Genomic DNA, 25,906 nt, shown 5'->3' on the forward strand with positions numbered 1-25,906 from the left:
TCAGACTCCTGGTCGCGCCGAGGCGGTGGAGAATTTCTCGCAGATCACCTGCAGCTGCTCGCGGCCGCGGAACAGCGCGTCCACGCAGCGCGGGTCGAACAGGCGGCCGCGCTGGGCGTAGAGATAGGCCAGCGTCGCATCCATGGTCCAGGCTTCCTTGTAGGGGCGCGGCGAGATCAGCGCGTCGAACACGTCGGCGACCGCCACGATCCGCGCTTCCAGCGGAATCGCCTCGCCGACCAGGCCGTCCGGGTAGCCGCTGCCGTCGTAGCGCTCATGGTGGCGCAGGGCGATCAGCGCGCCGACCTGGATGAAACGGTTCTGGCTGCCGCTGAGCAGTTCGTAGCCGATGCGCGGGTGCATGCGCATCACCGCCATCTCGTCCTCGTTGAGCTTGCCCGGCTTGAGCAGCACCGCGTCGGGAATGGCGATCTTGCCCATGTCGTGCAGGCTCGCGGCCATCTCGATGACCCGCACCTCGTCCTCGGACAGGCCCAGTTGCTCGGCGATCAGCCCGGCCACGTGCGCCATGCGTTCCAGGTAGGCGCTGGTACCGACGTCGCGGTACTCGATAGCCCGCGCCAGCCGCGACAGGGTCTCGCGCTCGCGTTCCTCGACCTCGCGCATGCTGGCCAGCAGGCGCTGCTCCAGCGACATCGCGCGCTGCTTGATGTTCTCGCTCTGCAGCCGCAGCTGCAGCAGGTTGTGGCAACGCGCGCGCAGCTCGCGCGGGCGGATCGGCTTGACCAGGAAGTCGATCACCCCCGCTTCCAGCGCCGCCTGGCGGATCGGCTCGTCGCCGACCACGGTGATCAGGATGATCGGGATGTCGCGGTGCTTGGGCAGCCGGCGCAGGCGCCGCGCGAACTCCAGCCCGTCCATGCCCGGCATGCGGTAGTCGAGCAGCAACAGGTCGACCTTGCCGGCCTCGCACCAGGCCAGCGCGGCCTGCGAGTCGCCGAAGTCGCGCACGGTCAGTTCCGGGGCGATGTCCTCGATGACATGCCGCAGCATCGTCCGCGCGGAGGTCTGATCGTCGACGATGACGATGTTCAAACGATTGTCGCTTCCGTCCGCCCAGTGGAGACGGTCCCCGTTCGAGGACGCGCCGGAGAGGCTCATGCTGGCATCATGCATCTGCAATCCTCCGCCCGTCGCATCTGCGCGGGCTGCTGAGACGACAACGGGAACGCGCCGACGCTGACTCACCCCGGCCCGTCCACCTCACTTCCTTTTGCGTGCAACGCCTGGTGCAAGAACCGCGCCACCTCGTCCGCGGCTAGGTTAAGCCTCCGGACGCATGTACGGAAACAGCAGCACGTCACGGATCGAGCTGCTGCCGGTGAGCAACATTACCAGTCGGTCGATGCCGATGCCCAGGCCGCCGGTCGGCGGCAGCCCCACTTCCAGCGCCCGGATGTAGTCGGCGTCGAAGTGCATGGCCTCGTCGTCCCCCCCGTCCTTCGCCGCCACCTGTGCCTGGAACCGCGCCGCCTGGTCTTCCGGGTCGTTGAGCTCGGAGAAGCCGTTGGCGATTTCCTTGCCGTTGATGAACAGCTCGAAGCGGTCGGTATAGCCCGGCTCGGTGTCGCTGGAGCGGGCCAGCGGCGACACCTCGACCGGGTGGTCGGTGATGAAGGTCGGCTGGATCAGGGTGTGCTCGACCGTGGCCTCGAAGATCTCCAGCAGCAGCTTGCCCCAGCCGTAGGACGGCTTGGTGCGGATCTTCAGCCGCTCGCAGTGGCGCAGCAGGGCCTCGCGGTCGGTGCAGTCGGCGGCGCTGATCTCCGGGTTGTGGTGGCGCACCGCCTCGTCCATGCGCCAGCGGCGGAACGCCGGCGCCAGGTCGATGTCGGCGCCGTCCCAGTGCACCTGGGTGGTGCCCAGCACCTCGCGGGCGACGTCGCGGATGACGTTCTCGGTCAGGTCCATCACCTCGTGGTACGTGGCGTAGGCCTCGTACAGCTCCATCATGGTGAATTCCGGATTGTGCCGGGTGCTGACGCCTTCGTTGCGGAAATTGCGGTTGATTTCGTAGACCCGTTCCAGGCCGCCGACCACCAGACGCTTCAGGTACAGCTCCGGGGCCACCCGCAGGTACAGGTCCAGGTCCAGGGCGTTGTGGTGGGTGGTGAACGGCTTGGCCGTGGCGCCGCCGGGGATGTAATGCATCATCGGCGTCTCCACTTCCAGGAAGCGGCGCGCGTCCAGCCAGGCGCGCATGGCGCGGATGATCTTGGAGCGCTTGACGAACACCTCGCGCGCCTCCGGCGACACGATCAGGTCCACGTAGCGCTGGCGGTAGCGCTGCTCCACGTCGGACAGGCCGTGCCACTTGTCCGGCAGCGGCCGCAGCGCCTTGGTCAGCAGCCGCAGGCCGGTGGCCTTGACCGACAGCTCGCCGGTCTTGGTGCGGGTCAGCCCGCCTTCCACGCCGATGATGTCGCCGATGTCCCAGCCCTTGAACGCGTCGTAGGCCTCGCCCAGGGCGTTGGCCTGCAGGAACAGCTGGATGCGCCCGGACTCGTCCTGCAGTTGCACGAAGCTGGCCTTGCCCATCACCCGCTTGGCCAGCAGGCGCCCGGCCAGGCGCAGGCTGCGGCCCTGGCCCTCCAGCGCCTCGGCGGTCCAGCGCTCGGTGTCGGCGAACTCGGCCTGCAGATCGCCGGCGAAGTCGCTGCGGCGGAAATCGTTCGGATAGGCCACGCCCTGCGCGCGCAGCGCGGCGAGTTTGGCGCGCCGTTCGGCGATGAGGCTGTTCTCGTCGACGGGAAGGGACGGCGCGGGGGTCTGCTCGGTCATGGGATGGGGGATGCGTGAGGAAGGGAAAGAATGCACCAGCCGGCGGGCCGTGTGCCGCCGCACGGCCTCCGTCGCCAGGACGGAGGCCGCCGGTTCAGGCGTCGCTGCGTTTCGCGCCGGCTTCCAGGCCGGACTTGAGGCTGGCCTCGACGAACTCGTCCAGGTCGCCGTCGAGCACCTTCTGGGTGTCCGAGCGCTCCACGCCGGTGCGCAGGTCCTTGATCCGGCTCTGGTCGAGCACGTAGTTGCGGATCTGGCTGCCCCAGCCGATGTCGGACTTGGTCGCCTCCACCGCATCGCGTTCGGCGTTGCGCTTCTGGATCTCCAGCTCGTACAGCTTGGCGGCCAGCATCTTCATCGCATTGTCGCGGTTCTGGTGCTGGCTGCGCCCGGTCTGGCAGGCCACCACGATGCCGGTGGGCACGTGGGTGATGCGCACCGCCGACTCGGTCTTGTTGACGTGCTGGCCGCCCGCGCCGGAGGACCGGTACACGTCGGTCTTCAGATCGGCCGGATTGATGTCGATGTCGATGTTGTCGTCCACTTCCGGCGACACGAACACCGAGGTGAAGCTGGTATGGCGGCGGTTGTCCGAGTCGAACGGCGACTTGCGCACCAGCCGGTGCACGCCGGTCTCGGTCTTCAGCCAGCCGTAGGCGAAGTCGCCCTCCACGCGCAGCGTGGCGGACTTGATGCCAGCCACTTCGCCGCCGGAGACTTCCATCAGCTCGGTCTTCCAGCCGCGCGACTCGCACCAGCGCAGGTACATGCGCAGCAGGATCTCGGCCCAGTCCTGGGCCTCGGTGCCGCCGGCGCCGGCCTGGATGTCGACGAAGGCGTTGCTGGCGTCCATCTGCCCGGAGAACATGCGCTGGAACTCCAGCTTCTCCACCTGCGCCTGGAAGCGGTCGACGTCGGCCAGCACCGCCTGCGCGGTGGCCTCGTCGTTCTCGCTCTCGGCCAGTTCCAGGAATTCCAGCGATTCGTTCAGGCCATCGAGCACGCTGGCGATGCCGCCGACGGTCTTCTCCAGGCTGGCGCGTTCACGGCCCAGGCCCTGGGCGCGCTCGGGGTCGTTCCAGACGTCGGGGCTTTCCAGCTCCCGGGTGACTTCCTCTAGACGCTCCTTCTTGGCGTCGTAGTCAAAGAAACCCCCGTAGCGACAGCACCCGATCGGACAGATCGGCGATGCGGTGGCGAATCGGATTGAGTTCGATCATTGCGGCGTTTCCGGCAGACAAGAGCGCGATTCTAGCAATTCCGGCCGCCGCGCCACAGCGCCGCCGGACTACTCGACGGTCGCCGCCTCGCCCTCCCCAGCCGCCACGCGCAGCGCGGCGCGGTAGCGGCGGCTGCACGGCACCTGGCTGCCGTCGCGCAAGTGCACCCGCGCCTCGCCCGCCTCCAGCGGCTCGATCGAGACCACGCTGGCCAGGTTGACGATGTAGCTGCGGTGGATGCGCACGAACCGCGCCGGGTCCAGCCGCGCCTCGATCGCGGCCATGGTGCTGCGCAGCGGGTAGTCGTGGCCGCGCACGCGCAGGTTGACGTAGTTGCCGGCGGCCTGCAGCCACTCGATGTCGGCCGCGGCGACCAGGAAATCGCGGCCCAGCTTGCGCACCAGGAAGCGCTCCGGCCGTTCCAGCGAGCCCACCGGCGGGCCGGCGTCGGGCGCGCCGAGCAGCGCCGCCTCGCCCTGCCAGCGCCGCAACAGGAACCGGTACATCTCCACGCACAGCGCGATCGAGGCCAGGCTGCGCACGTCCTTGAGGTATTCGTAGGCCAGCCCCTGCGGCCACGGCCCGAAGTCGTACTGCTGGCCCTGCAGGCGGTAGACCAGGCTGCGCAGGGCGACCATTCCCACCACGTGCAGCACCGACAATGCCACGCTGCCCAGCAGGTAGCCCGGCAGCCGGCGCCGCCAGGTGTCCCAGTGCAGCGGGTAGCGCCGGGTCAGCAGCACCACCAACGGCACGATCAGCAGGAACATCAGTTGGCTGGACCACTCCCAGACCACCGGCTCCCATGCGGCGAAATGCAGCCCGGTGTTGCGGATGTCGATCAGCACCGTGACGCTGTTGGCGATGGCGTTGATCAGGGTGAGCGCGACCCAGAAGCCGATTTCGAAGCTGCGGCGCCAGGGCTGGAAACGGGAATAGGCGCTGGCGCCGGACGGATCGGACATGGTCGAAGTGTAGCGCGCCGGCATGACCGCGCCGGCGCGCCATGGGCGGATCAGCGCACGTCGAACTCGCCGACCAGCACCGTTTCCTTGCGCTCGGTCAGGCGCAGCGTCACCTGCTGGTCGCGCTGCGCGGCCGTGCCCCAGCCCGTGCTCAGTTGCAGATGCAAGGTGGTGGCACCGGTGACCAGGGGCTGGCGCTCGCCGAAGAAGTTCGCTTCCACCTTGTACTTGCCGGGTTTGGCGGTGCGCAGCGAGAACTCTTCCGGCCCGTAGCCGCCGGTGAAGTCCGGCGACAGCTGGCCGCCCTGGTAGGTCGCGCGGTTTCCGTAAAAGCAGCGCTCGCCATTGGGGTCGGTCACCCACAGGTCCATGTCGCTGTTGTCGCTGTCCCAGTTCAGCACCACGCGCAGGTCCAGCGGCAGATTGCGCAGCAGCCGTGGGTCGACGAAGCCGGTGTCCAGCGGCCGCGGCGCCCGCGCCACGATCGCGTTCAGTTCGTTGAGCGCGATCATGCTCACCCCGTCGAAGCGCGTGTCCCAGTCGCGCACCACCACCTGGTACAGCTGTGCGATCGCCGCCTGCGCGTCGCCGCGCGCGGCATAGGCCAGGCCCAGGTCGCGGAAACTCTGCGGCTCCTCTTCGCCCAGCCGCAGCACCTGCTCGAACACCGGCACCGCCAGGTCGGCGCGACCGGCCTGCAGCAGCCGGTAGCCGAGCACGCGCAGCACGTGGCGATTTTCCAGTTGCAGCTCGGCCAGGTTGGAGAGCACCCGCAGGGCCAGGTCGCGCTGGCCGCGCTCGAACAGCACATCGGCCACATCCAGGTAGAACGCCACGCTGTCGGCGTGCGCCGCGCGTTCGCTCAGGTACAGCGGATACACCGCGTCCGCCGCGGCCGCACGCAGGCGCCGCGCATACGGCGAATCCGGCTGCCAGGGCTGCACGGCCAGGGAGATCGTGGCCGGAGCCGCCACACGCTCGCGCGCAGTCGCCGACGCGGCCGCGTCGCTGGGCGCGCCGGACGAACCGCCGACGATGTCCAGTTCCAGCGGCGCGAGTGCAGGCGCGGCAGCGGGCATCGGCGCAGGCGCTGCGAGGGCCATGGACCGTTGCGGGCCCGACGGGGCCTGCATGCGCTGGTCGGCAGTGTCAGCGGCGGCGATCGCCACTGGCGGCGCGTCCTTGGGAAAGCGCCGCTGCCACCAGGCGACACGCTGCGCGAACGCTTCGGCGATCGCGTCGATACGTCGCTTGCGCGTGTCGTCCTGCAGCTTCTGCTGCCGTACCTGCGCACCCGCCACCGCCGCACGCAGCGCCGAAGGCGCCGGAATGCCATAGCGGGCGTAGTCGTCGGCATTCTCCAGCACCAGCAACGAGGTGTCGGCGCTGACCAGCCCGAAGCGCGTCGCCAGCGCCTGGCGGCGCGCGGCCGATCCCTGCGGATCGGCGGACAGGCTGCGCAGCATGGCCCGCGCCCAGGCGCCCGGCACCAGGTCGCCTGGAACTTCCTCCGCCTCGCGCAACGGCAGACTCATGCGTCGGGTGCTGGCGGCGGTGGCGATCTCCAGGTGCAGCGTCGCATCGGCGCCGAGCAGGCGCCCGGCGATGCGCAAGTAGCCATCGTCGGCGTCGCGCGAATCGGCGACCAGATCGGCGACCTGGCTACCGTCCAGCGCGACCAGTTCGCCGCCACGTCGCAACAGCCGCTCGCTGGCCAGTTGCACGCCCGGCAGGCCCTGCAATGCGATCGCGCGTCCGCCGCGCGCTTCCGCGATCGCCGCCAGGCGCGCGGCATCGGCGTGCACGCCGGCCGAGTCGATCGCATACAGGCGCTGCCCCGGCGCCAGCGTCGGCATGGTCTGCGCGCCGTAGTTGCCCAGGCCATCGCTGAACAACAGATACTCCTGCACCTGCGCCGCCGGTTGCCAGGCGCCCAGCGCACTGGCGCCGTCGGGCTGCTCGGCCTGCAACGCCGCCTTCAGGGCGCTCCAGTCGCCGTTGCGCACCTGGAACCTGCGCGGCGCCGCGGCACGGTCGCGCAGCACGATCAGATCGACCTGGGCGGTGCCGACCGCGGCGAAATAGCGCTGCAGCAAGGCCAGTTCGGCCGGAATGTCGCGCTGCCGTGCCGAACCGGACGCATCCCAGAGCAGGCCGATGCGCTGCGGCAGCGGGCGCGGGCCATGCAGGTCGGCGATCGGCACCAGCGCCTGGAAGTAGCGCTGGCCATCGTGGAGACCGGTCGCCACGCGCGGCGTGGCGCTCGCGCGCAGCGACAGCACCAGCTCCGGCGGCAACTGCGCCGGGCTGCCGGACCAGGACGCGGCGTAGCCGCCATCCGCCGTCGGCAGCAGCCGCATGCCGGGGGTCGCCGCGCGTTCATCAGGCGCGGCCTGGCTACTCAGCGCGACCTGCAGCGACCGCGCGCCGACCGCATACGTCAGCGGCAAGCGCCATTGCCAGCCGGCGGCGGTGCGCTGTAGCGATTCGCGATAGACCAGGCGCACATGGCGGCTGCCATGCGCCGGCAGCGGGTAGACGCGCAGCCGGAACTGGTTGCCGGCGGTCTGCTCGAGCAGGCCCGGATCCACGCCGCGCCGCTCGACCGCTTCGAACACCTGGCGCCCGCGCGCCTTGGGCACCGGCACCGCGTCGCGCATCTGCCCGTCGACGTCCAGGGCGAAACCGCTGAGTTGCTGCCCCGCGCGCAGCGGGAACGTCAGTTGCCCCTCCAGCACGCGCGCGTTGGGATTGAAGAACTCCAGTTCCACCGTGGTTTCGGCCAGGCCAGCGGCGGCATGCGCACGCACTGTCGCCGAGCGCAGCTCGACCGGACGTTCGCCGGCGTCGGTGTGCAGCAACGGCGCGACCAATTGCCGCTGCGGCGCGGACTGCGCCCCGGCCGGGACCGCGGCGAGTAACGACAACGAAAGCAACAACACGTACACGCTTCTGCGCATGGTGGACGGCATGGATCGCTCCTTGCTGGGACGGTATGGCTTGAACGTCCGCCGTGACACGATGGGGTTGCTTGTGTGCGTCCAGACTCAGGCGACGCGCAAGCCCCTCTCCCATCGGGAGAGGGGTTGGGGTGAGGGTGCGGCGCAAGGCGCAGCGCTTTGGCGATGCGAGGCTGCGCCCGTACCCTCATTCGCCCCTGCGGGGCACCTTCCCCCAAGAAGGGGGCCATGGTCCCGGCAGGAGAAGGGAACGCAAAGCCCCTCTCCCTCCGGGAGAGGGGTTGGGGCGAGGGTCCGGCACCACGCGCAGCGTCAGACCGCCAACTGCTCAGCCATCCAATGGCAGACAGTGCTCCACCACCAGTTGCACCGCATCGCCGCCGCGGTAGTCGTCGGCGACCAGCCGATAGGCGATGTGCACGCGGCGGCCCGGTTCGCGGCCGTGCCAGCCGTTGAAGTGGATCGCGTTCAAGGGCGCGGCACGGCCAGGACAGCGCAGGCTCAGCTTGAGGTGGCGCTCCTTCAGCACGCGCCACTGCAGCACCTCGAATTCGCCATCGAACAGCGGCTCGGGGAAGCCCTGCCCCCATGGCCCGCCCTGGCGCAGCGCCTCGGCATGGCGGTGGTCGAGTTCGTGCGGTTCCAGCACGCCGTCGCTGAGCAGTTCGGCCTGCAGCAGTTCCGCGTCCAGGCTGGCCAGCGCATGCGCGCGGAACACCTCTTCGAACTCGGCCAGCGCGTCCTGCGGCAGGCTCAGGCCCGCGGCCATGGCATGGCCGCCGAACTTCTCCATCAGGCCCGGCCGCTGCGCCTCCACCGCCGCCATCGCGTCGCGGATGTGGAAGCCGGGAATCGAACGCGCCGAGCCGCGCAACTGAGTGCTGCCCGGCTCGGCCGGGGCGAAGGCGATCACCGGCCGGTGCAGGCGGTCCTTCATCTTCGAGGCGACCAGGCCGATCACGCCGGGATGCCACTGCGCATCGAACAGGCACACCGCCACCGGCGGCTGCTCGGGCGCGGCCAGCAGCGCCTGCGCCACCACCGCTTCGGCCTCGTCGGTCATCTGCTGCTGCACGGCGCGGCGCTCGGCGTTGATCTCTTCCAGCGTCGCGGCGATCGTGCGCGCCTGTTGCGGGTCCTCGCACAGCAACAACTCGATGCCCAGGGCCATATCCTCGAGGCGGCCGGCGGCATTGAGCCGCGGCGCCAGCGCGAAGCCGATATCGCTGGCGCTGAGCCGTGCCGGGTCGCGGCCACTGGCCTCGATCAGGGCGCGCAGACCGAGGCAACCTTCGCCACGCTGCAACCGGCGCAAACCGGCCGAGACCAGCGCGCGGTTGTTGGGATCCAGCGGCACCAGGTCGGCGACGGTGCCGACCGCGACCAAGTCCAGCAGCACGCCCAGGTCCGGCGGCGCGGCGGCGAACGCACCGCGCGCGCGCAGGTGCCGGCGCAGCGCCAGCAGCACATAGAAGATCACGCCGACGCCGGCCAGCATCTTGCTCGGGAACGCGTCGCCGGCCAGGTTCGGATCGACGATGGCGTCGGCCGGCGGCAAGGCCGGACCCGGCAGGTGGTGGTCGGTGACTAGCACCTGCCAGCCCAGCGCCTTGGCCGCGACGACGCCGGCATGGCAGGCGATGCCGTGGTCCACCGTCACCAGCAGGTCCGGCTGCAACGGCGCCAGTTCCGCGACCAGCGCCGGCGACAGCCCGTAGCCATGGACCATGCGGTTGGGCACCGCGTGCAGCACCTGCGCGGCGCCGAGCAGGCGCAGCCCGCGCACCGCCACTGCGCAGGCGGTGGCGCCGTCGCAGTCGAAATCGCCGACCACCAGGATGCGCTTACCCGCCGCGATGGCTTCGGCCAGCAATTCCACTGCGGCGTCGATGCCGCTCAGCGCATCCGGCGGCAGCAGTTGCGCCAGCTTGGGCTGCGCCAGGCCGCTGTCGTAGGCGCCGCGCGCGGCATAGATGCGCCGCAACAGCGGCAACGTCGCCTCGTGCCACGGGCCGGCCGCGGCCGCCGCGGGCCGCCGCACGATGCGCGCGCTGGAACTCATGCGTCCAGGCGCGACAGCGGTCGCCGCCACAGGCGCCAGCGTTGCGCGGGGGCGATGCGGAAACAGGTGCCGTCCTCGAAATCCAGTTGCAGTTGCTGCAACTCGCCGTCGCGCAGCGCCTGCAGCAGCGGCTGTACCACCTCGCCGACGAACTGCTCGGGCGCGCGCAACTGACGCAGGTCGACCAGCGCATCGACCCGCGGCGCCTGCGCATCGGCGACGCCGGCGGCCTGGGCCAGCGCGCGCAACAGCGGATCGCGGCTGCGCACCTGCGCATGCGCAGTGCCGACGGTGGCCGGCAGGCGGCCGCCGCCCCAGAACCACAGCGAATTGATGGCCGGCTGGCCGCGGGCGACGCGTTCGCGGTTCCAGGGATGCTGGTGCAGCACGATCTGCACTTCGGTCAGCAGGGCACGCCAGCGGCGCGCGTCCTCGCCCTGCGGCAGATGATCGAACAGGTCCGCCCCGAGTACCTGCGCCGGTGCCGCGAACACGGGCAGCACGCTGTCGGCCGGCAGGCGCAGGTACCAGCGGGTCGGATCGGGCGCATCCAGGGTCAGCCCGCTTTCGGCGAACACGCCCTGCACCGCCGGCAACAGCGCGTCCAGGTCCACCGCGTCGAGCGGCAGCATGTCGCCATGCGCCATCAGCCGCGCGCCCTGCATGTCCGGCACCACATAGGCGGGATCGGCGCGCAGCCACAGGCCGTCGCCGGCATCGCCGGCGTCCAGTTGGCGGGTCAGCGCCGCGGCCGGCAGCGATGCTTCCGCCAGCACGAAATGGCGGCGCAACTGCGCCTCGCCGCCGGGCACGGCCTGCGTGCGGTCGGCGCGGCCGAACGCGCGCGCCACCTCGCCGGCCAGCACGGCGCCGGCCAGGCGGACCCGCTCCGGCAACAGCAAGGTGGCGACCGCCATCGGATCAGCCGACGTAGGCGACGCTGACGATCTCGTACTCGCGGCGTCCGGCCGGGGCATCGATGCTGACGCTGTCGCCTTCCATCTTGCCGATCAGCGCACGCGCCAGCGGCGAGGAAATCGCGATCAGGCCGAGCTTGATGTCCGCTTCGAGGTCGCCGACCAGCTGGTAGCGCTTCTCTTCGTCGGTCTCCACATCGGCCAGGGTCACGGTGGCGCCGAACACCACCTTGCTGCCGACCGCCAGCTTGCTGACGTCGATGACCTCGGCGTGCGACAGCTCGCTTTCCAGCTGCTTGATGCGGCCTTCGATGAAGCCCTGCTGCTCGCGCGCGGCGTGGTACTCGGCGTTCTCCTTGAGGTCGCCGTGCGCGCGCGCCTCGGCGATCGCGGTGATGACCTCGGGACGCTTGACCGACTTCAGGTGATCCAGTTCCTCGCGCAACCGCTGCGCGCCTTGCATGGTGATCGGGGCTCTCACGCTTCCAGCTCCTTGTGCAGTTCCTGCAGCGCCCAGACCGGACCGGTGCCGCGGAATTCCAGTGAATGCACCAGCGCACGCGCGCCGGCGACTGTGGTCGAATAAGTGACGCGATGCTGCAGGGCTTCGCGACGGATCGAGAACGAGTCGGAGATCGCCGCCCGGCCCTCGGTGGTGTTGACGATATACACGATTTCGCCGTTCTTGATCAGATCGACGATGTGCGGGCGGCCCTCGGCGACCTTGTTCACCTGCTCGCACTGCAGGCCGTGCTGCTGCAGCCAGGCGCAGGTGCCGCGGGTGGCGACCAGGGTGTAGCCGCGCTCGACCAGCGCCTGCGCCACCGGCAGCACGCGCTGCTTGTCCGGATCGCGCACCGACACGAAGGCCTTGCCCAGCGGCGGCGCCTTGATGCCGCCGGCTTCCTGCGCACGCGCGAACGCCGCGCCGAAGCTGCGGCCCACGCCCATCACCTCACCGGTGGAACGCATCTCCGGGCCGAGGATCGGATCGACGCCCTGGAACTTGGCGAACGGGAAGATCGCCTCCTTCACCGAGTAGTAGTCGGGCACGATTTCCTTCAGCGCGCCCTGCTCGGCCAGGGTCTTGCCGGCCATGCAGCGCGCGGCGATCTTGGCCAGCGGCACGCCGATCGCCTTGGACACGAACGGCACGGTACGCGAGGCGCGCGGATTCACTTCCAGCAGGTAGACGATGTCGTCGCCGGCATCGTTGACCTGCACCGCGAACTGGGTGTTCATCAGCCCGACCACGTTCAGCGCCTTGGCCAGTTCGACCACCTGGCGGCGCAGCTCGGTCTGGGTGGCCGGCGACAGCGAGTACGGCGGCAGCGAGCAGGACGAATCGCCCGAGTGCACGCCGGCTTCCTCGATGTGCTCCATCACGCCGCCGATCAGCACCTGGCCGCTATGGTCGGCGATGATGTCCACGTCCACTTCCACCGCGTTGTCGAGGAAGCGATCCAGCAGCACCGGCGAATCGTTGGAGACCTTGACTGCGTCGCGCACGTAGCGCGCCAGGTCGGATTCGCCGTAAACGATCTCCATGGCGCGGCCGCCGAGCACGTAGCTCGGGCGCACCACCAGCGGATAGCCGATCTCGCGCGCCAGCACCAGCGCCTCGTCGGCGTTGCGGGCGATACGGTTCGGCGGCTGCTTCAGGCCCAGCTTGTCGACCAGCTGCTGGAAGCGCTCGCGGTCCTCGGCCAGGTCGATCGAGTCCGGCGAGGTGCCGATCACCGGCACGCCGTTGGCTTCCAGCGCGCGCGCCAGCTTCAGCGGGGTCTGCCCGCCGTACTGCACGATCACGCCCTTGGGCTGCTCCAGCTCGACGATCTCCAGCACGTCTTCCAGGGTCAGCGGCTCGAAGTACAGGCGATCGGAGGTGTCGTAGTCGGTGGACACGGTCTCCGGATTGCAGTTGACCATGATGGTCTCGTAGCCGTCCTCGCGCAGCGCCAGCGCCGCGTGCACGCAGCAGTAGTCGAACTCGATGCCCTGGCCGATGCGGTTGGGGCCGCCGCCGAGGATCATGATCTTGTCGCGATTGCTGGGCGCGGCCTCGCACTCGTCCTCGTAGGTCGAGTACAGGTAGGCGGTGCTGGTGGCGAACTCCGCCGCGCACGAGTCAACGCGCTTGTACACCGGGCGCACCTTGTGCGCGCGGCGCAGCGCGCGCACCGCGGCCTCGTTGGTGCCGCACAGCTCGGCCAGACGCGCATCGGAGAAGCCGGCGCGCTTGAGCGTGCGCAGGCGCTTGGCGTCCAGCGCGCCGAGGCCGTCGGCAGCCAGCTGCGCTTCCTGCGCGATCAGGTCTTCCATCTGGTCGAGGAACCAGGGATCGATGAACGACAGCGCGTGCACCTGCTCGACACTCAGGCCGGCGCGGAAGGCGTCGGCGACGTAGAACAAGCGCTCCGGACCGGGCGCCTTCAGCTCGCGCTTGAGCGTGGCCAGGTCGTCCTCGCTGCTCAGGTCAAGGCCGGTCGGGTCCAGCCCGATCTTGCCGGTCTCCAGGCCGCGCAGCGCCTTCTGCAGCGACTCGGAGAAGGTACGGCCCATCGCCATCACCTCGCCCACCGACTTCATCTGCGTGGTCAGGCGCGCGTCGGCCTGCGGGAACTTCTCGAAGGCGAAGCGCGGAATCTTGGTGACCACGTAGTCGATCGACGGCTCGAACGAGGCCGGGGTCAGCCCGCCGGTGATCTCGTTCTTCAGTTCGTCCAGGGTGTAGCCCACCGCCAGCTTGGCCGCGACCTTGGCGATCGGGAAGCCGGTGGCCTTGGAGGCCAGCGCCGAGGAGCGCGACACGCGCGGGTTCATCTCGATCACCACCACGCGGCCGGTCTGCGCGTTGATGCCGAACTGCACGTTGGAACCGCCGGTGTCCACGCCGATCTTGCGCAGCACCGCGATCGAGGCGTCGCGCAGGCGCTGGTATTCCTTGTCGGTCAGGGTCTGCGCCGGGGCCACGGTGATCGAGTCGCCGGTGTGCACGCCCATCGGATCCAGGTTCTCGATCGAGCAGACGATGATGCAGTTGTCCGCGGTGTCGCGGACCACTTCCATCTCGAACTCCTTCCAGCCCAGCACCGACTCCTCGACCAGCACTTCGCTGGTCGGCGACAGTTCCAGGCCGCGGCCGACGATCTCGATCAGTTCCTCGCGGTTGTAGGCGATGCCGCCGCCGCTGCCGCCGAGGGTGAAGCTGGGGCGGATGATGGTCGGGTAGCCGACCGTGGCCTGGATCTCCAGCGCCTCTTCCAGGGTGTGCGCCACTGCCGCCTTCGGGCATTCCAGGCCGATCTCGCCCATCGCCACGCGGAACAGCTCGCGGTCCTCGGCCATGCGGATGGCCTCGCGCTTGGCGCCGATCAGCTCGACGCCGTACTTCTCGAGCACGCCGTGGTCGGCCAGGTCCAGCGCGCAGTTCAGCGCGGTCTGTCCACCCATCGTCGGCAGCAGCGCGTCGGGCTTTTCCTTGGCGATGATCTTCTCGACCGTCTGCCAGTTGATCGGCTCGATGTACACGGCGTCGGCCATGTTCGGGTCGGTCATGATCGTGGCCGGGTTGCTGTTGACCAGCACCACGCGGTAGCCCTCGTCGCGCAGCGCCTTGCACGCCTGCGCGCCGGAGTAGTCGAACTCGCAGGCCTGGCCGATGACGATCGGGCCGGCGCCGATGATGAGGATGGTTTGGAGGTCGGTGCGCTTGGGCATTTCTTTCTCGAAGTCTGGACTGGCGGCGTTTGGATCGGCGCGTCTAAAGTCGTTCAGGAAAAATCTTTGTCGGACAATGCGCATCGCTGGAAGAGTTCGTCTCCGAGCGAGGCCTGCTGTGCTTGCGTCATCTCAGGCGGTGAAAGCGGCGGCGCTGCGCTAAACACCATACCGGCCGGCGACGCCATGAACTCAAGCGTCTGCGCGGCTTGATCAGGCGTCATCCCAAGCAGCAACCCGGATCGATCCGGCCGTGGCCGCCCGAGGAACGTCGCCGAGGCATTAGCGGCCACGTACTGAATGTAGCGCTGCCCCGCCGCCGTCTTCGAGAAGGCGATCCAGCTCTCGGCTTGGGCGCTATTGCCAAAGATGGTCTTCAGCCGTGCCTGGGTATTCGTGTTCAGTATTTCTTCCAACAGCCCTGCAACGCAGGCTCGCTTCTCAGATGCGAGCTTCTGGAACATCGGCTGCGCTCCGACCGAATCCACGGCATAGGTGGCAATTGCTTGCCGTAGTCCGAGCAGATCAATGAGTTGCGCGGCCTGTTGCTCCGACACTTCGGAAGCACCCGCGCCGCCACTGAATGCGAGAGCGCCTAACAACGCCAGTTTGCGCAAGCTCATGCGCCTGCGGCCGCCATCAGCGCGGTGAAACGATCGAACAGCGGCGCCACGTCGCGCGGGCCCGGCGAGGCTTCCGGATGCCCCTGGAAGCTGAAGGCCGGCGCGTCGGTGAGCGCAATGCCCTGGTTGCTGCCATCGAACAGCGAGCGATGGGTGACGCGCACGTTGGCCGGCAAGGTCGCCTCGTCCACCGCGAAACCATGGTTCTGCGAGGTGATCATCACCCGGCCGCTGTCCAGATCCTGCACCGGATGGTTGGCGCCGTGGTGGCCGTGGCCCATCTTCAGGGTCTGCGCGCCGGCGGCCAGCGCCAGCAGCTGGTGGCCCAGGCAGATGCCGAAGGTCGGGATCTTGCGCGCCAGCAGTTCCTTGATCGCGGCGATCGCGTAGTCGCACGGCGCCGGGTCGCCGGGGCCGTTGGACAGGAACACGCCGTGCGGGTTCATCGCCAGCACCTCGGCGACCGGCGTCTGCGCCGGCACCACGGTCACCTCGCAGCCGCGCTCGGCGAGCATGCGCAGGATGTTGTGCTTGACCCCGTAGTCGTAGGCGACGACCTTGAACTTGGGCTCGGCCGTGACGAAGGCGTTGCTGTCCAGGTCGAGCTGGCCGTCGCGCCAGGGATAGGACTTGTCGGTGGAGACCACCTTGGCCAGATCCATGCCCTTCAACCCCGGGAACTTGCGCGCCGCGTCCAGCGCGGTGTCCACGTTCACCTCGCCGGCCATCAGCGCGCCGTTCTGCGAGCCCTTCTCGCGCAGGATGCGGGTCAGCTTGCGGGTGTCGATGCCGGCGATGGCGACCACGCCGCGCTGGATCAGCCAGTCCGGCAGCGCCACCTGGTTGCGCCAGTTGCTGGGGCGGCGCGGCACGTCGCGCACGATCAGGCCGGCCGACCAGACCTGGGCGGCCTCGTCGTCCTGGTCGGTGCAGCCGGTGTTGCCGATATGCGGATACGTCAGCGTGACCAGTTGGCGGGCGTAGGAGGGATCGGTGAGGATCTCCTGGTAGCCGGTCATGGCGGTGTTGAACACCACTTCGCCGACGGACAGGCCGGCAGCGCCTACGGATTCGCCCTCGAACACGGTGCCGTCTTCAAGGACAAGGATTGCGGGTTGAGTCACGGGGTTCGCCTTGGGGAGAGAGGAACCCTGCCCCACCAACTTGCAGGCTGCAAGAAACCGCGAACTCGGCGCTTCTCCGGGTCCGTGGCGATGGGTAACAGGCGAGCGAGAATTGTACCGGCGCGGGGCGGTCCGCGCCAGCCGTTTATGTGAAAACCGCGTTCAGCCGAGCAGGTCGCGCAGCCGATAGGCCCCGGGCGCACGCCCCGGCAGGCGCGCGGCGGCATGCAACGCGCCGCGAGCGAAGATGTCGCGGTTGCTGGCGCGGTGCACCAGTTCGACCCGCTCGCCGAGTCCGGCGAACTGCACCAGGTGTTCGCCGACGATGTCGCCGGCACGCAGGCTGGCGTAGCGCGGGGTCGCGCCGCCGTGCGCGGCCGCGTCGCCGAGGGTGAGCGCGGTGCCGGAGGGCGCGTCCTGCTTGTGCACGTGGTGGGATTCGACGATGTCGCAGTCCCAGCCCGGCAGCGCCGCGGCGGCGCGCTCGACCAGATCGTGCAGCACCGCCACGCCCAGGCTGAAGTTCGAGGCCCAGATCAGCGGAATGCGTTCGGCCGCAGCGGCCAGCGCCTGCCGCTGCGCGTCCTCCAGCCCGGTGGTACCGGACGCCAGCGCCGCACCGCGTGCGGTGCACAGGGCCAGCACCGGGTCGAAGCCCTGCGGCAGGCTGAAATCGATCGCCACGTCGAAGGCCGGCACGCCGCCCAGTTCGGCTGCGGCGAAGTACGGCACGCCGTCGATCACCCGCTGCGCCGGCGCGCGCCGCACCACCGCGGCCACCACTTGCAGCGCCGGGTCCTGCGCGGCCAGCCGCAACAACGCCTGGCCCATCCGGCCCGACGCACCATGGATCAACACACGCAGCGGAGAAGTCGTCATCGGCACAAGGCTAGCGGTTTGCGCGCGGGTGCGACAGAGGGCGCGCGCGCCCGAGACGCAAGCGTCCCACGCGCCACCTCGGACGTGGCGATGCTTCCCTCGTCGGGGCTGCCGCCCCTCCCACAGGGGCGTGGCGGCACTGGAAGCGACAAAAAAGCCGCCGGGCGAGGCACCCGGCACCTGCCAAGAGACATCGCAGCCGATCGGACACCCCCTGTGGGAGGGACTTCAGCCCCGACGCGTTGCACCCACCCAATCGGGCATGCACCTGTCGACGCCACCACTCCCGCCAAGAGGGGAGCACGCTCGCCGGATCGATCAACCGCCCTACTCGGCCGCCGCCTGCCCCAACAAGCGCTTGTCCCAGTCCTCCACCGCACGCTGCGCCAGGCGCCGCTCGAACAGGGTGCGCCAGTTCGGCACCAGCGGCAGCGCCAGCACCTCCTGCAGTTGCGCCGGGTCGATCTCGCGGCGGTACAGCAGGCCGACCAGCCGCGCCAGCGGCCACTGCGGATACGGACGCTCCAGCAGCACCAGACTGTCACCGGCGGCGACCTCGCCGGGCTGCAGCACACGGTAGTACCAGCCGGTGCGGCCGCTGTCCTGCACGCGCCGCGCCAGCGCGGCCACGCCGAAGCGGTCGGACAGCTTCCAGCACGGCTGCCGCGACTGCGACACCTCGACCAGGGACGTGCCCAGGCGCAGCCTGTCGCCCAGGCACAAGTCGGCTTCGGTCACCCCGCTACTGCTGAGGTTCTCGCCGAACGCGCCCGGCGCGTCCAGCAAGGCATGTGCGCCGAGTTCCTCGCGCCAGGCCGGGTAGTGATCGCGCGGGTAATGGTGCAAGGCCTTGTCGGGGCCGCCATGCACGCGGCGGTCGCCCTGCTCGTCCAGCTCCAGCCCCTCCGGGCCGATGCGCAGGCGTCCGTCCTGGGGCCGCTTGTCGATCGCGCTGCGGCTGCCCGGGCGGGTGAACGCCTGCGCGCGGCCGACCAGGACCGCATCGATGGTCCACGAGGCGACCGCGGAATCGGACGACGTCATCGACAGACGCGAGGCCGGGCTCAGGCCGTCGCGCGCCGGTGCGCGGCGACCTCGTCCTGCAGCAGCGCACCGAGGATGCGCACGCCGGTCTCGATGCGTTCGGCCGGCACGGTCACGAACGACAGCCGCAGGGTATTGCGCTGCGGCGCGACCGCGAAGAACGGCGCGCCCGGCACGAACGCCACGTTGCGCTCGATCGCCTTGCTCAGCAGCGCGCCGCCGTCCATGCCCTCCGGCAGTTCGACCCAGATGAACATGCCGCCGGCCGGGCGGTTCCAGCGCACCTGCGCCGGGAAGTACTTGGCCAGGGCCGCCAGCATCTGCTCGCAACGGCTGGCGTACAGCGCACGGATGCCGGGAATATGCGCATCCAGGAAGCCGTCCTGCACCGCTTCGTACACGATGCGCTGACTGAACGAGGGCGTGTGCAGATCCGCCGCCTGCTTGGCCTGCACCAGCTTGGCATGCACCGGCTCCGGCGCGACCACATAGCCCAGGCGCAGGCCCGGCGCGAACACCTTGGAGAACGAGCCCATGTAGATGGCGCCATCCGGGTTCATCGACAGCAGGCTCGGCAGCGTGTCGCCGCTGTAGCACAGCTCGCCGTAGGGATCGTCCTCGACGATGGGCACGCCGGCTGCGGCCGCGCGCGCCACCAGCGCCTGGCGCCGGTGCAGCGGCAGGCGTCGCCCGGTCGGATTCTGGAAGTTCGGCAGCACGTACATGAAGCGCGCGCCGGCCAGCTGCGCATCGTCCAGCGCGTCCACCACCACGCCGTCGTCGTCCGACTGCATCGCCGCGAACGCCGGCTGGAACAGCGAGAACGCCTGCAGCGCGCCAAGATAGCTGGGCGTTTCCACCAGCACCTTGCTGCCTTCGTCGATGAACACCTTGCCGAGCAGGTCCAGGCCCTGCTGCGAACCGGTGGTGATCAGCACCTGGCTGGGACGGATGTGGGCGCCGTCGCGGCTCAGCCGCGCCGCCACCCATTCGCGTAGCAACAGATAGCCTTCGGTCGGGCCGTACTGCAGCGCCGCCTGTGGCGCGTCGCGCAGCACCTTGTCGCAGGCCTCGCGCATGCGCTCGACCGGGAACGTGTCCGGCGACGGCAGGCCGCCGGCGAAGGAGATCACTTCAGGCCGTTCGGTGACCTTGAGGATTTCGCGGATCGCCGAACTGGTCAGCGCCTGCGCACGGCGGGAGAACTGGAATGGGCTGGTCATCGGCATAGGATAGTCGCCGCCATCGCGACGCGCATGTGCGGCGCACAAGCGATGCGCCGGCCAGCAACGGGCGACGCGACTCAGTGCCGCCGCGGCGGCGTCGGCCCGCAGCTGTCGCAGCCGCCACAGGCGCCCGCACCGGCGCTGGCCGGCGGTGCGATGCGCCGCCCCAGCGCCTGCAGCCAGGCTGCCCGGCCGGGCTTGAGCAGGCGTAGTGCGAGCGCGCCGCGCAGCTTGCGCGCGGTGCCCGGGAACTGCTTCTTCAACACCACCCAGGCGCTGACCAGTACCGCCAGCGCGATCACCAGGTACTGCAGCAGCAGCGAGGCGCTCATCTCAGCCGGCTCCCAGCGCCACCGCAACCTGGTAGGTGACCAGCGAGGCCAGATACGCCAGCGCGAACAGGTAGAACGCGGCGAAGCTCATCTGCTTCCACGAATTGGTCTCGCGCTTGATCGTGGCCAGGGTGGAAATGCACATCGGTGCGTAGATGTACCAGACCAGCAACGACAGCGCGGTGGCCAGCGACCAGCCGTCGTGGATCAGCGGCGACAGCGCCTGCGCGGCGGCATCGTCGTCGGCCGCCGACAGTGCGTAGACCGTCGCCAGCGAGGACACCGCCACCTCGCGCGCGGCCAGGCCGGGAATCAGCGCGATGCAGATCTGCCAGTTGAAGCCCAGCGGCGAGAACACCGTGGTCATGGCGTGACCGATGCGGCCGGCGAAGCTGTAGTCGATCGCCGGCAGGGTGGCGTCGGCCGGCGGCGCCGGGAACGACAGCAGGAACCACAGCAGGATGGTCAGCGCCAGGATGATGCCGCCGACGCGCTTGAGGAAGATCGCCGCGCGCTCCCACAGGCCCAGCGCCAGGTCGCGCAGGTGCGGCACGCGATAGGACGGCAGCTCCAGCAGCAGCGGATGCTCGCCCTTGTCGCGGCGCCACTTCTTCATCGTCCACGACACCACCAGCGCACTGGCGATGGCGGCGAAGTACAGGCCGAACAGCACCAGCCCCTGCTGGTTGAACACGCCCCACACCTGCCGCTGCGGGATGAACGCGCCGATCAGCAGCGCGTACACCGGCAGCCGCGCCGAACAGGTCATCAGCGGCGCCACCAGGATGGTCGCCAGGCGATCGCGCGGATCCTGGATGCTGCGCGTGGACATGATGCCGGGCACGGCGCAGGCGAAACTGGACAGCAGCGGGATGAACGAGCGCCCGGACAGACCGGCCGCGGCCATCATGCGGTCGAGCAGGAACGCAGCACGCGGCAGGTAGCCGGATTCCTCCAGCGCCAGGATGAAGGCGAACAGGATCAGGATCTGCGGCAGGAACACCACCACCCCGCCGAGGCCGGCGATGATGCCGTCCACCAGCAGGCTGTTCAGCGGCCCCTCCGGCAGGGTTCCGCCGATCCAGGCGCCCAGCGCCTTGGTGCCGCCATCGATCAGGTCCATCAGCGGCGCCGCCCAGGCGTACACCGCCTGGAAGATCAGGAACATCACCACCGCCAGGGTCAGCAGGCCGGCCACCGGATGCAGCAGCCAACGGTCCAGCGCGTCGTCGACGCGCGAGGTGCGGGTCGGCATCGACACCGCCGCCGCCAGGATCGCGCGCACCTGCTGGTGGTAGTCGCCCTGCCCTTCGCTCGGCGCCACCGCGGGCGGCAGTGCCGGCGCCAGCGTATCCAGCCGCTCGACCAGGGCGCGGGCGCCGTTGCGGCGCACCGCCACAGTCTCGATCACCGGCACGCCCAGCGCCTGTTCCAGCGCCTGGCGGTCGATCTGGATGCCGCGGCGCTGCGCCGCGTCGACCATGTTCAAGGCCACCAGCATCGGCTTGCCCAGCTCGCGCAGTTCCAGCGCGAAGCGCAGGTGCAGGCGCAGGTTGGTGGCGTCGACCACGCACACCAGCACGTCCGGCGCCGGTTCGCCCGGGTAGAAGCCGCGGCACAGGTCGCGGGTGATCGCCTCGTCCAGGCTGGCCGGCTGCAGGCTGTAGGCGCCGGGCAGATCCAGCACCGCGAACTCGCGCCCGGACGGCGCGCGGAAGCGGCCCTCCTTGCGCTCGACGGTGACGCCGGCGTAGTTGGCGACCTTCTGCTTGCTGCCGGTCAACTGGTTGAACAGCGCGGTCTTGCCGCAGTTCGGGTTGCCGACCAGGGCCAGGCGCAGCGGCGCGGCCACCGCGCTCACGAGCGCACCTCGTCCAGCGCGCTGACCTGCACCCGCGCCGCCTCGCTGCGCCGCAGCGCGAAGCGCGTATACCCCACCTGCACCAGCAGCGGTTCGCCGCCGATCGGCCCGCTGGTCAGCACCTGCACCTGCTCGCCGGCGACGAAGCCCAGCTCGCGCAGACGCCGGGCGATGGCGTCGTTGGGCTGGCGGTCGTGCACGGATTCCACAAGGGCGCTGCTGCGCAACGGCATGTCGGACAACGTCACAGCACGTTCCGTCGATAAGAATGGTTATCAATTGTAGCATCGCCGCGGCGCGTCATGGCGGGACCGGCACGGCCGGCTATGATCGCCGTATGGCTGCCGTTTTCCCTTTGTACGAGCGTGTTCGATGAGCGATGCCCTGTTGTTGCAACGATCCGGCAAGGTCCTGACCCTGCAGTTGAACCGACCCGAGGTCCGCAACGCCTTCGACGCCGCGCTGATCGCCCAGCTCAGCGACGCCCTGCTGCAGATCGGCGCCGATCCGCAGGTGCAGGTACTGGTCCTGGCCGGTGCCGGCGCGGCGTTCTCGGCCGGTGCCGACCTGCAGTGGATGCGCTCGATGGCCGGCGCCGGCGAACAGGAGAACCTGGACGATGCGCTGGCCCTGGCGCGGCTGATGCGTCTGCTCGACGAACTGCCCAAGCCCACGGTGGCGCGGGTGCAAGGTGCGGCGTTCGGCGGCGCGGTTGGCCTGGTCGCCTGTTGCGACATCGCCGTGGCCGCCACCGATGCGCGCTTCGCGCTCAGCGAAAGCCGGCTGGGCCTGCTGCCGGCGGTGATCTCGCCGTACGTGATCGCGGCGATCGGCGCGCGCCAGGCGCGGCGCTGGTTCGCCAGCGCGGAAACCTTCGACGCCGCCACCGCGGCGCAGATCGGCCTGGTTCACCAGGCGGTGGCGCCGGAGGCGCTGGACGCGGCGGTGCAACGCCAGGTCGCCCTGCTCGGCCATGCCGGGCCGCTGGCCGCCGCCGGCGCCAAGGCCCTGGTGCGGCGGGTCGCCGCCGGCGGCGAGCGCGATGCGCTGGACCAGGCCAACGCCGCCCTGATCGCGCAATTGCGGGTCTCGGCCGAAGGCCAGGAAGGACTGAACGCGTTCCTGGAGAAACGCGAACCGGCCTGGAGGGCCAGTCCATGAACCCGATCGACCATCTCGGCCTGCGCTGCAGCGACCTCGACCGCAGCCTGACCTTCTACCGCGCCGCCCTGGCCGCGCTGGAGCTGGACGTGGTGATGCAGGTGAGCGCCGAGGAAAGCGGCGGCCAGCGCCACGTCGGTTTCGGACGCGACGGCAAGCCCAGCTTCTGGATCGCCGCCGGCGGCCGCGACGCCGGCGACAATGGCGTGCACGTGGCCTTCGTCGCCGCCAGCCGCGCGCAGGTGGACGCGTTCCATCGCGCCGGCCTGGCCGCCGGCGGCCGCGACCACGGCGCACCGGGCCTGCGCCCGCACTATCACCCCGACTACTACGGCGCGTTCCTGCTGGATCCGGACGGCCACAACATCGAAGCGGCCTGCCACCTCCCGGCAGCGGCCTGATCCGCGCTGCCGCGTCGTACCCGCGCACGGCGCCGGCCGTGCTGCCGGTGTTTCACCGCCTCCCTCTCTCAGGAATTCCGATGATCCTCGTTGCTTCCCGTCTCATGCGCAGTACCCGGCCAACGGCGCAGGAGTCTCGCCGATGAGCGACAGCGTGCGCATCGTCGAAGTCGGCCCGCGCGACGGCCTGCAGAACGAGAAGGCCTGGGTCGCCACAGAAGACAAGATCGAGTTGATCGCGCGACTGGGGCGCACTGGCCTGCGCAGCATCGAGGCGACCAGCTTCGTCAGCCCGAAATGGGTCCCGCAACTGGCCGACGCGGCCGAGGTCTACGCCGGCATCGCGCAGGTGCCGGGCGTGGACTATCCGGTGCTGGTGCCGAACCTGCAGGGCTACGAACGCGCGGCCGCGGTCGGCGTGCGCGAGGTGGCCGTGTTCACCGCCGCCTCGGAGACCTTCAACCGCACCAATACCAATGCCGGCATCGACGAATCGCTGGCGCGCTTCGCGCCGGTGCTGGAGCGCGCGGCGGCGGACGGGGTCAAGGTCCGCGGCTACGTGTCCACGGTGCTCGGCTGTCCCTATCAGGGCGACGTCCCCCTGGCCGACGTGGTGCGGGTGGCGCAGCGGCTGCATGCGATGGGCTGCTACGAGATCTCGCTGGGCGACACCATCGGCGTGGGCACGCCGGGCAAGGCGCGGGCGATGCTGCGCTCGGTCGCCGCCGTGGTGCCGATGGACGCATTGGCGGTGCACTTCCACGACACCTACGGCCAGGCCCTGGCCAACATCGCCGCCTGCCTGGAAGAAGGCGTGCGCGTGGTCGATGCCGCCGTGTCCGGCGCCGGCGGCTGTCCCTACGCCAAGGGCGCCAGCGGCAATGTTGCCAGCGAGGACGTGGTCTACCTGCTGCACGGCAATGGTGTGGACACCGGCATCGACCTGCCGGCACTGGCCGCGACCGGCCGCTGGCTGGCACAGAAACTCGGCCGACCCACCGGCAGCAAGGTCGGCCAGGCGCTGGCGGCCGAGGCCTGAGCCGCGACGGCGCCGCATCCGGCGACAGGCTTGCGCACCGCGGGTGGTCGTCGCGTCTCGCCGCAATGGGCGGCAGCCTCTAAACTGGGCGTTTTCCTGGGAGGGAACATCCATGCAGCTCGCCGATCTGAAAGCCGTGGTCACCGGCGGCGTGTCCGGCCTCGGCCTGGCGGTGGCGCAACGCATCGTCGCCGAAGGCGGCAAGGTCGCGCTGTTCGATCTGAACGACGACAAGGGCGCGGCCGCCATCGCCACCCTGGGCGCGGACCGTGCCTGCTACCTGCGCACCGACGTCAGCGACGAGGCCCAGGTGGCCGCGCAGCTCGGCGCAGCACAGGGCTTCCTCGGCGGCCTCAATGCCGCGATCAACTGCGCCGGCATCCTCGGCGCCGGCCGCGTACTGGGCAAGGAGGCGCCGATGCCGCTGGCCGCCTTCCAGGGTACGGTGATGGTCAACCTGGTCGGCAGCTTCAACGTCGCCAAGGCCGCCGCCGACCTGATGCAGCACAACGCCCCGGGCGAGGACGGCGAGCGCGGCGTCATCGTCAACACCGCCAGCGTCGCCGCCTACGAAGGCCAGATCGGCCAGGCCGCCTACGCCGCGTCCAAGGGTGGCGTGGTGGCGATGACCCTGCCGATGGCGCGCGAACTGGCGCGCTTCGGCATCCGCGTCAACACCATCGCCCCGGGCATCTTCTGGACCCCGATGGTCGACGGCATGCCCGAGGCCGTACAGCAGTCGCTGGCCGCGGCGATCCCGTATCCTTCGCGTCTCGGCCGCCCGGACGAATTCGCCGACACGGTGATGTTCCTGCTGCGCAACCGCTACCTCAATGGCGAAACCATCCGCCTCGACGGCGCGGTGCGGTTGGCGCCGAAGTAGCGGGGAATGGAGAATCGGGAATGGGGAATCGCAACGGCGTTTCCCTTCCGCTGATCCTCTCCGCCTGCTTGACCCTGTTTCGATTCCCTATTCCCCATTCCCGATTCCCAGCCCTCATGAAAGCCAACGAAATCAAGAAAGGCAACGTCGTCGAGTACAACAACGGCGTGTACCAGATCCGCGACATCGAGCGCAGCTCGCCGCAGGGCCGCGGCGGCAACGTGCGCTTCCGCTTCGTGATGTACAGCGTGCCGGGCGGCAACAAGCTCGATGCCAGCTTCGACGGCGACGACGACCTGCGCGAAGTCGAGCTGATGCGCCGCCAGTCCACCTTCTCGTACAAGGACGGCGAGGCCTTCGTGTTCCTCGACGACGAGGACTACACCCCCTACACCCTGGACGCCGATGCGATCGGCACCGATGCGGGTTACATCACCGACGGCCTCAGCGGCATCTACGTGCAGGTCATCGACGACCAGCCGGTGGCGATCCAGTTGCCGCAGAGCGTGACCCTGGAAGTGATCGAGACCCCGCCTGAGCTCAAGGGCGGCACCGCCACCAAGCGCCCGAAGCCGGCCAAGCTCAACACCGGGATCGAGATCATGGTGCCGGAGTACATCGGCAACGGCGAGCGCGTGCTGGTCAACACCACCACCGGCGAGTTCGCCGGTCGCGCCGACTGAGCCC

General features: G+C 69.8%; 22 protein-coding genes. 5 read left to right on the top strand and 17 right to left on the bottom strand.

Annotated features, from left to right (window positions below; genetic code table 11):
- The 17 genes from SLW56_RS10650 to SLW56_RS10730 form a co-directional block, all read right to left on the bottom strand.
- Entirely contained in the window at positions 1-1,137 is a 1,137-nt protein-coding gene (locus SLW56_RS10650) for a two-component system response regulator (RefSeq protein WP_043086876.1), read from the bottom strand.
- A 147-nt stretch (positions 1,138-1,284) separates the two neighbouring features.
- Complete coding sequence (gene lysS, locus SLW56_RS10655; protein WP_267109005.1) at positions 1,285-2,802, bottom strand: lysine--tRNA ligase; 1,518 nt, start codon at positions 2,800-2,802, stop codon at positions 1,285-1,287.
- A 94-nt stretch (positions 2,803-2,896) separates the two neighbouring features.
- Positions 2,897-4,022, bottom strand: a protein-coding gene (prfB, locus tag SLW56_RS10660; protein WP_100224025.1) for a peptide chain release factor 2 whose coding sequence is annotated in 2 segments (ribosomal slippage) — positions 2,897-3,946 and positions 3,948-4,022 — 1,125 coding nt in all. Because the reading frame shifts where the segments join, the coding sequence is not laid out codon by codon here.
- Between the two features lie 68 nt (positions 4,023-4,090).
- Positions 4,091-4,987 (bottom strand): LytTR family DNA-binding domain-containing protein, encoded by an 897-nt coding sequence (locus SLW56_RS10665; protein ID WP_170268148.1) that lies wholly within the window; start codon positions 4,985-4,987, stop codon positions 4,091-4,093.
- Positions 4,988-5,037: 50 nt separating this feature from the next.
- Entirely contained in the window at positions 5,038-7,959 is a 2,922-nt protein-coding gene (locus SLW56_RS10670) for a VIT domain-containing protein (RefSeq protein ID WP_320694813.1), read from the bottom strand.
- A gap of 316 nt (positions 7,960-8,275) precedes the next feature.
- Positions 8,276-10,009, bottom strand: coding sequence for a single-stranded-DNA-specific exonuclease RecJ (gene recJ / locus SLW56_RS10675; protein ID WP_320694814.1), 1,734 nt, complete (start codon positions 10,007-10,009; stop codon positions 8,276-8,278).
- On the bottom strand, positions 10,006-10,926 hold the full coding sequence (locus SLW56_RS10680; RefSeq protein WP_267099497.1) for a phosphoglycerate mutase: 921 nt from the start codon (positions 10,924-10,926) through the stop codon (positions 10,006-10,008). Before SLW56_RS10680 ends, recJ begins: the two co-directional genes overlap by 4 nt.
- Positions 10,927-10,930: 4 nt before the next feature.
- On the bottom strand, positions 10,931-11,395 hold the full coding sequence (gene greA / locus SLW56_RS10685; protein WP_026143501.1) for a transcription elongation factor GreA: 465 nt from the start codon (positions 11,393-11,395) through the stop codon (positions 10,931-10,933).
- An 8-nt stretch (positions 11,396-11,403) separates the two neighbouring features.
- A complete protein-coding gene (gene carB, locus SLW56_RS10690; RefSeq protein ID WP_267099496.1) occupies positions 11,404-14,646 on the bottom strand; it encodes a carbamoyl-phosphate synthase large subunit in 3,243 nt (1,080 codons plus the stop codon).
- A 53-nt stretch (positions 14,647-14,699) separates the two neighbouring features.
- Positions 14,700-15,269 carry a hypothetical protein gene (locus tag SLW56_RS10695; protein ID WP_152180614.1) on the bottom strand — a complete coding sequence of 190 codons (570 nt, stop codon included), beginning with the start codon at positions 15,267-15,269 and terminating at the stop codon, positions 14,700-14,702.
- Positions 15,266-16,393, bottom strand: a complete 1,128-nt coding sequence (gene carA, locus SLW56_RS10700) for a glutamine-hydrolyzing carbamoyl-phosphate synthase small subunit (RefSeq protein WP_295942743.1) — start codon at positions 16,391-16,393, stop codon at positions 15,266-15,268. The genes SLW56_RS10695 and carA overlap by 4 nt, the downstream gene beginning before the upstream one ends.
- A 162-nt stretch (positions 16,394-16,555) precedes the next feature.
- Positions 16,556-17,272: a 4-hydroxy-tetrahydrodipicolinate reductase gene (gene dapB / locus SLW56_RS10705; protein WP_267099495.1), complete on the bottom strand. Its 717-nt coding sequence runs from the start codon at positions 17,270-17,272 to the stop codon at positions 16,556-16,558.
- Between the two features lie 327 nt (positions 17,273-17,599).
- Positions 17,600-18,316, bottom strand: a complete 717-nt coding sequence (locus SLW56_RS10710) for an MOSC domain-containing protein (protein WP_320694815.1) — start codon at positions 18,314-18,316, stop codon at positions 17,600-17,602.
- Positions 18,317-18,336: 20 nt separating this feature from the next.
- A complete protein-coding gene (locus tag SLW56_RS10715) occupies positions 18,337-19,545 on the bottom strand; it encodes a PLP-dependent aminotransferase family protein (protein ID WP_267113705.1) in 1,209 nt (402 codons plus the stop codon).
- A 74-nt stretch (positions 19,546-19,619) separates the two neighbouring features.
- Positions 19,620-19,874, bottom strand: coding sequence for a DUF6587 family protein (locus tag SLW56_RS10720; RefSeq protein WP_148828380.1), 255 nt, complete (start codon positions 19,872-19,874; stop codon positions 19,620-19,622).
- 1 nt (position 19,875) lies between these two features.
- Positions 19,876-21,735: a ferrous iron transport protein B gene (gene feoB, locus SLW56_RS10725; protein ID WP_267109015.1), complete on the bottom strand. Its 1,860-nt coding sequence runs from the start codon at positions 21,733-21,735 to the stop codon at positions 19,876-19,878.
- Positions 21,732-21,983, bottom strand: a complete 252-nt coding sequence (locus SLW56_RS10730) for a FeoA family protein (protein WP_026143668.1) — start codon at positions 21,981-21,983, stop codon at positions 21,732-21,734. Before SLW56_RS10730 ends, feoB begins: the two co-directional genes overlap by 4 nt.
- Before the next feature lie 124 nt (positions 21,984-22,107).
- Between SLW56_RS10730 and SLW56_RS10735 the strand changes: the two genes are divergently transcribed.
- From SLW56_RS10735 to yeiP, 5 genes are all read left to right on the top strand, one after another.
- Positions 22,108-22,896 (top strand): enoyl-CoA hydratase-related protein, encoded by a 789-nt coding sequence (locus SLW56_RS10735; RefSeq protein WP_295963749.1) that lies wholly within the window; start codon positions 22,108-22,110, stop codon positions 22,894-22,896.
- Positions 22,893-23,297 carry a VOC family protein gene (locus SLW56_RS10740; RefSeq protein WP_295907342.1) on the top strand — a complete coding sequence of 135 codons (405 nt, stop codon included), beginning with the start codon at positions 22,893-22,895 and terminating at the stop codon, positions 23,295-23,297. Before SLW56_RS10735 ends, SLW56_RS10740 begins: the two co-directional genes overlap by 4 nt.
- A gap of 142 nt (positions 23,298-23,439) precedes the next feature.
- Positions 23,440-24,336, top strand: a complete 897-nt coding sequence (locus SLW56_RS10745; protein ID WP_267103824.1) for a hydroxymethylglutaryl-CoA lyase — start codon at positions 23,440-23,442, stop codon at positions 24,334-24,336.
- 112 nt (positions 24,337-24,448) lie between these two features.
- On the top strand, positions 24,449-25,219 hold the full coding sequence (locus SLW56_RS10750) for an SDR family oxidoreductase (RefSeq protein ID WP_267103825.1): 771 nt from the start codon (positions 24,449-24,451) through the stop codon (positions 25,217-25,219).
- A gap of 116 nt (positions 25,220-25,335) precedes the next feature.
- Complete coding sequence (gene yeiP / locus SLW56_RS10755) at positions 25,336-25,902, top strand: elongation factor P-like protein YeiP (RefSeq protein ID WP_017912214.1); 567 nt, start codon at positions 25,336-25,338, stop codon at positions 25,900-25,902.
- Positions 25,903-25,906 lie beyond the last annotated feature (4 nt).

This window comes from Xanthomonas sp. LF07-6 (genome assembly GCF_034105445.1).
Taxonomy (GTDB): Bacteria; Pseudomonadota; Gammaproteobacteria; order Xanthomonadales; family Xanthomonadaceae; genus Xanthomonas_A; species Xanthomonas_A sontii.

Coding starts and splice junctions, on each gene's coding strand:
- SLW56_RS10650 (WP_043086876.1), bottom strand. CDS start 1,137: ATGCATGATGCCAGCATGAGCCTCTCCGGCGCGTCCTCGAACGGGGAC.
- lysS (WP_267109005.1), bottom strand. CDS start 2,802: ATGACCGAGCAGACCCCCGCGCCGTCCCTTCCCGTCGACGAGAACAGC.
- SLW56_RS10665 (WP_170268148.1), bottom strand. CDS start 4,987: ATGTCCGATCCGTCCGGCGCCAGCGCCTATTCCCGTTTCCAGCCCTGG.
- SLW56_RS10670 (WP_320694813.1), bottom strand. CDS start 7,959: ATGCCGTCCACCATGCGCAGAAGCGTGTACGTGTTGTTGCTTTCGTTG.
- recJ (WP_320694814.1), bottom strand. CDS start 10,009: ATGAGTTCCAGCGCGCGCATCGTGCGGCGGCCCGCGGCGGCCGCGGCC.
- SLW56_RS10680 (WP_267099497.1), bottom strand. CDS start 10,926: ATGGCGGTCGCCACCTTGCTGTTGCCGGAGCGGGTCCGCCTGGCCGGC.
- carB (WP_267099496.1), bottom strand. CDS start 14,646: ATGCCCAAGCGCACCGACCTCCAAACCATCCTCATCATCGGCGCCGGC.
- SLW56_RS10695 (WP_152180614.1), bottom strand. CDS start 15,269: ATGAGCTTGCGCAAACTGGCGTTGTTAGGCGCTCTCGCATTCAGTGGC.
- dapB (WP_267099495.1), bottom strand. CDS start 17,272: ATGACGACTTCTCCGCTGCGTGTGTTGATCCATGGTGCGTCGGGCCGG.
- SLW56_RS10710 (WP_320694815.1), bottom strand. CDS start 18,316: ATGACGTCGTCCGATTCCGCGGTCGCCTCGTGGACCATCGATGCGGTC.
- SLW56_RS10715 (WP_267113705.1), bottom strand. CDS start 19,545: ATGCCGATGACCAGCCCATTCCAGTTCTCCCGCCGTGCGCAGGCGCTG.
- SLW56_RS10720 (WP_148828380.1), bottom strand. CDS start 19,874: ATGAGCGCCTCGCTGCTGCTGCAGTACCTGGTGATCGCGCTGGCGGTA.
- SLW56_RS10735 (WP_295963749.1), top strand. CDS start 22,108: ATGAGCGATGCCCTGTTGTTGCAACGATCCGGCAAGGTCCTGACCCTG.
- SLW56_RS10740 (WP_295907342.1), top strand. CDS start 22,893: ATGAACCCGATCGACCATCTCGGCCTGCGCTGCAGCGACCTCGACCGC.
- SLW56_RS10745 (WP_267103824.1), top strand. CDS start 23,440: ATGAGCGACAGCGTGCGCATCGTCGAAGTCGGCCCGCGCGACGGCCTG.
- SLW56_RS10750 (WP_267103825.1), top strand. CDS start 24,449: ATGCAGCTCGCCGATCTGAAAGCCGTGGTCACCGGCGGCGTGTCCGGC.
- yeiP (WP_017912214.1), top strand. CDS start 25,336: ATGAAAGCCAACGAAATCAAGAAAGGCAACGTCGTCGAGTACAACAAC.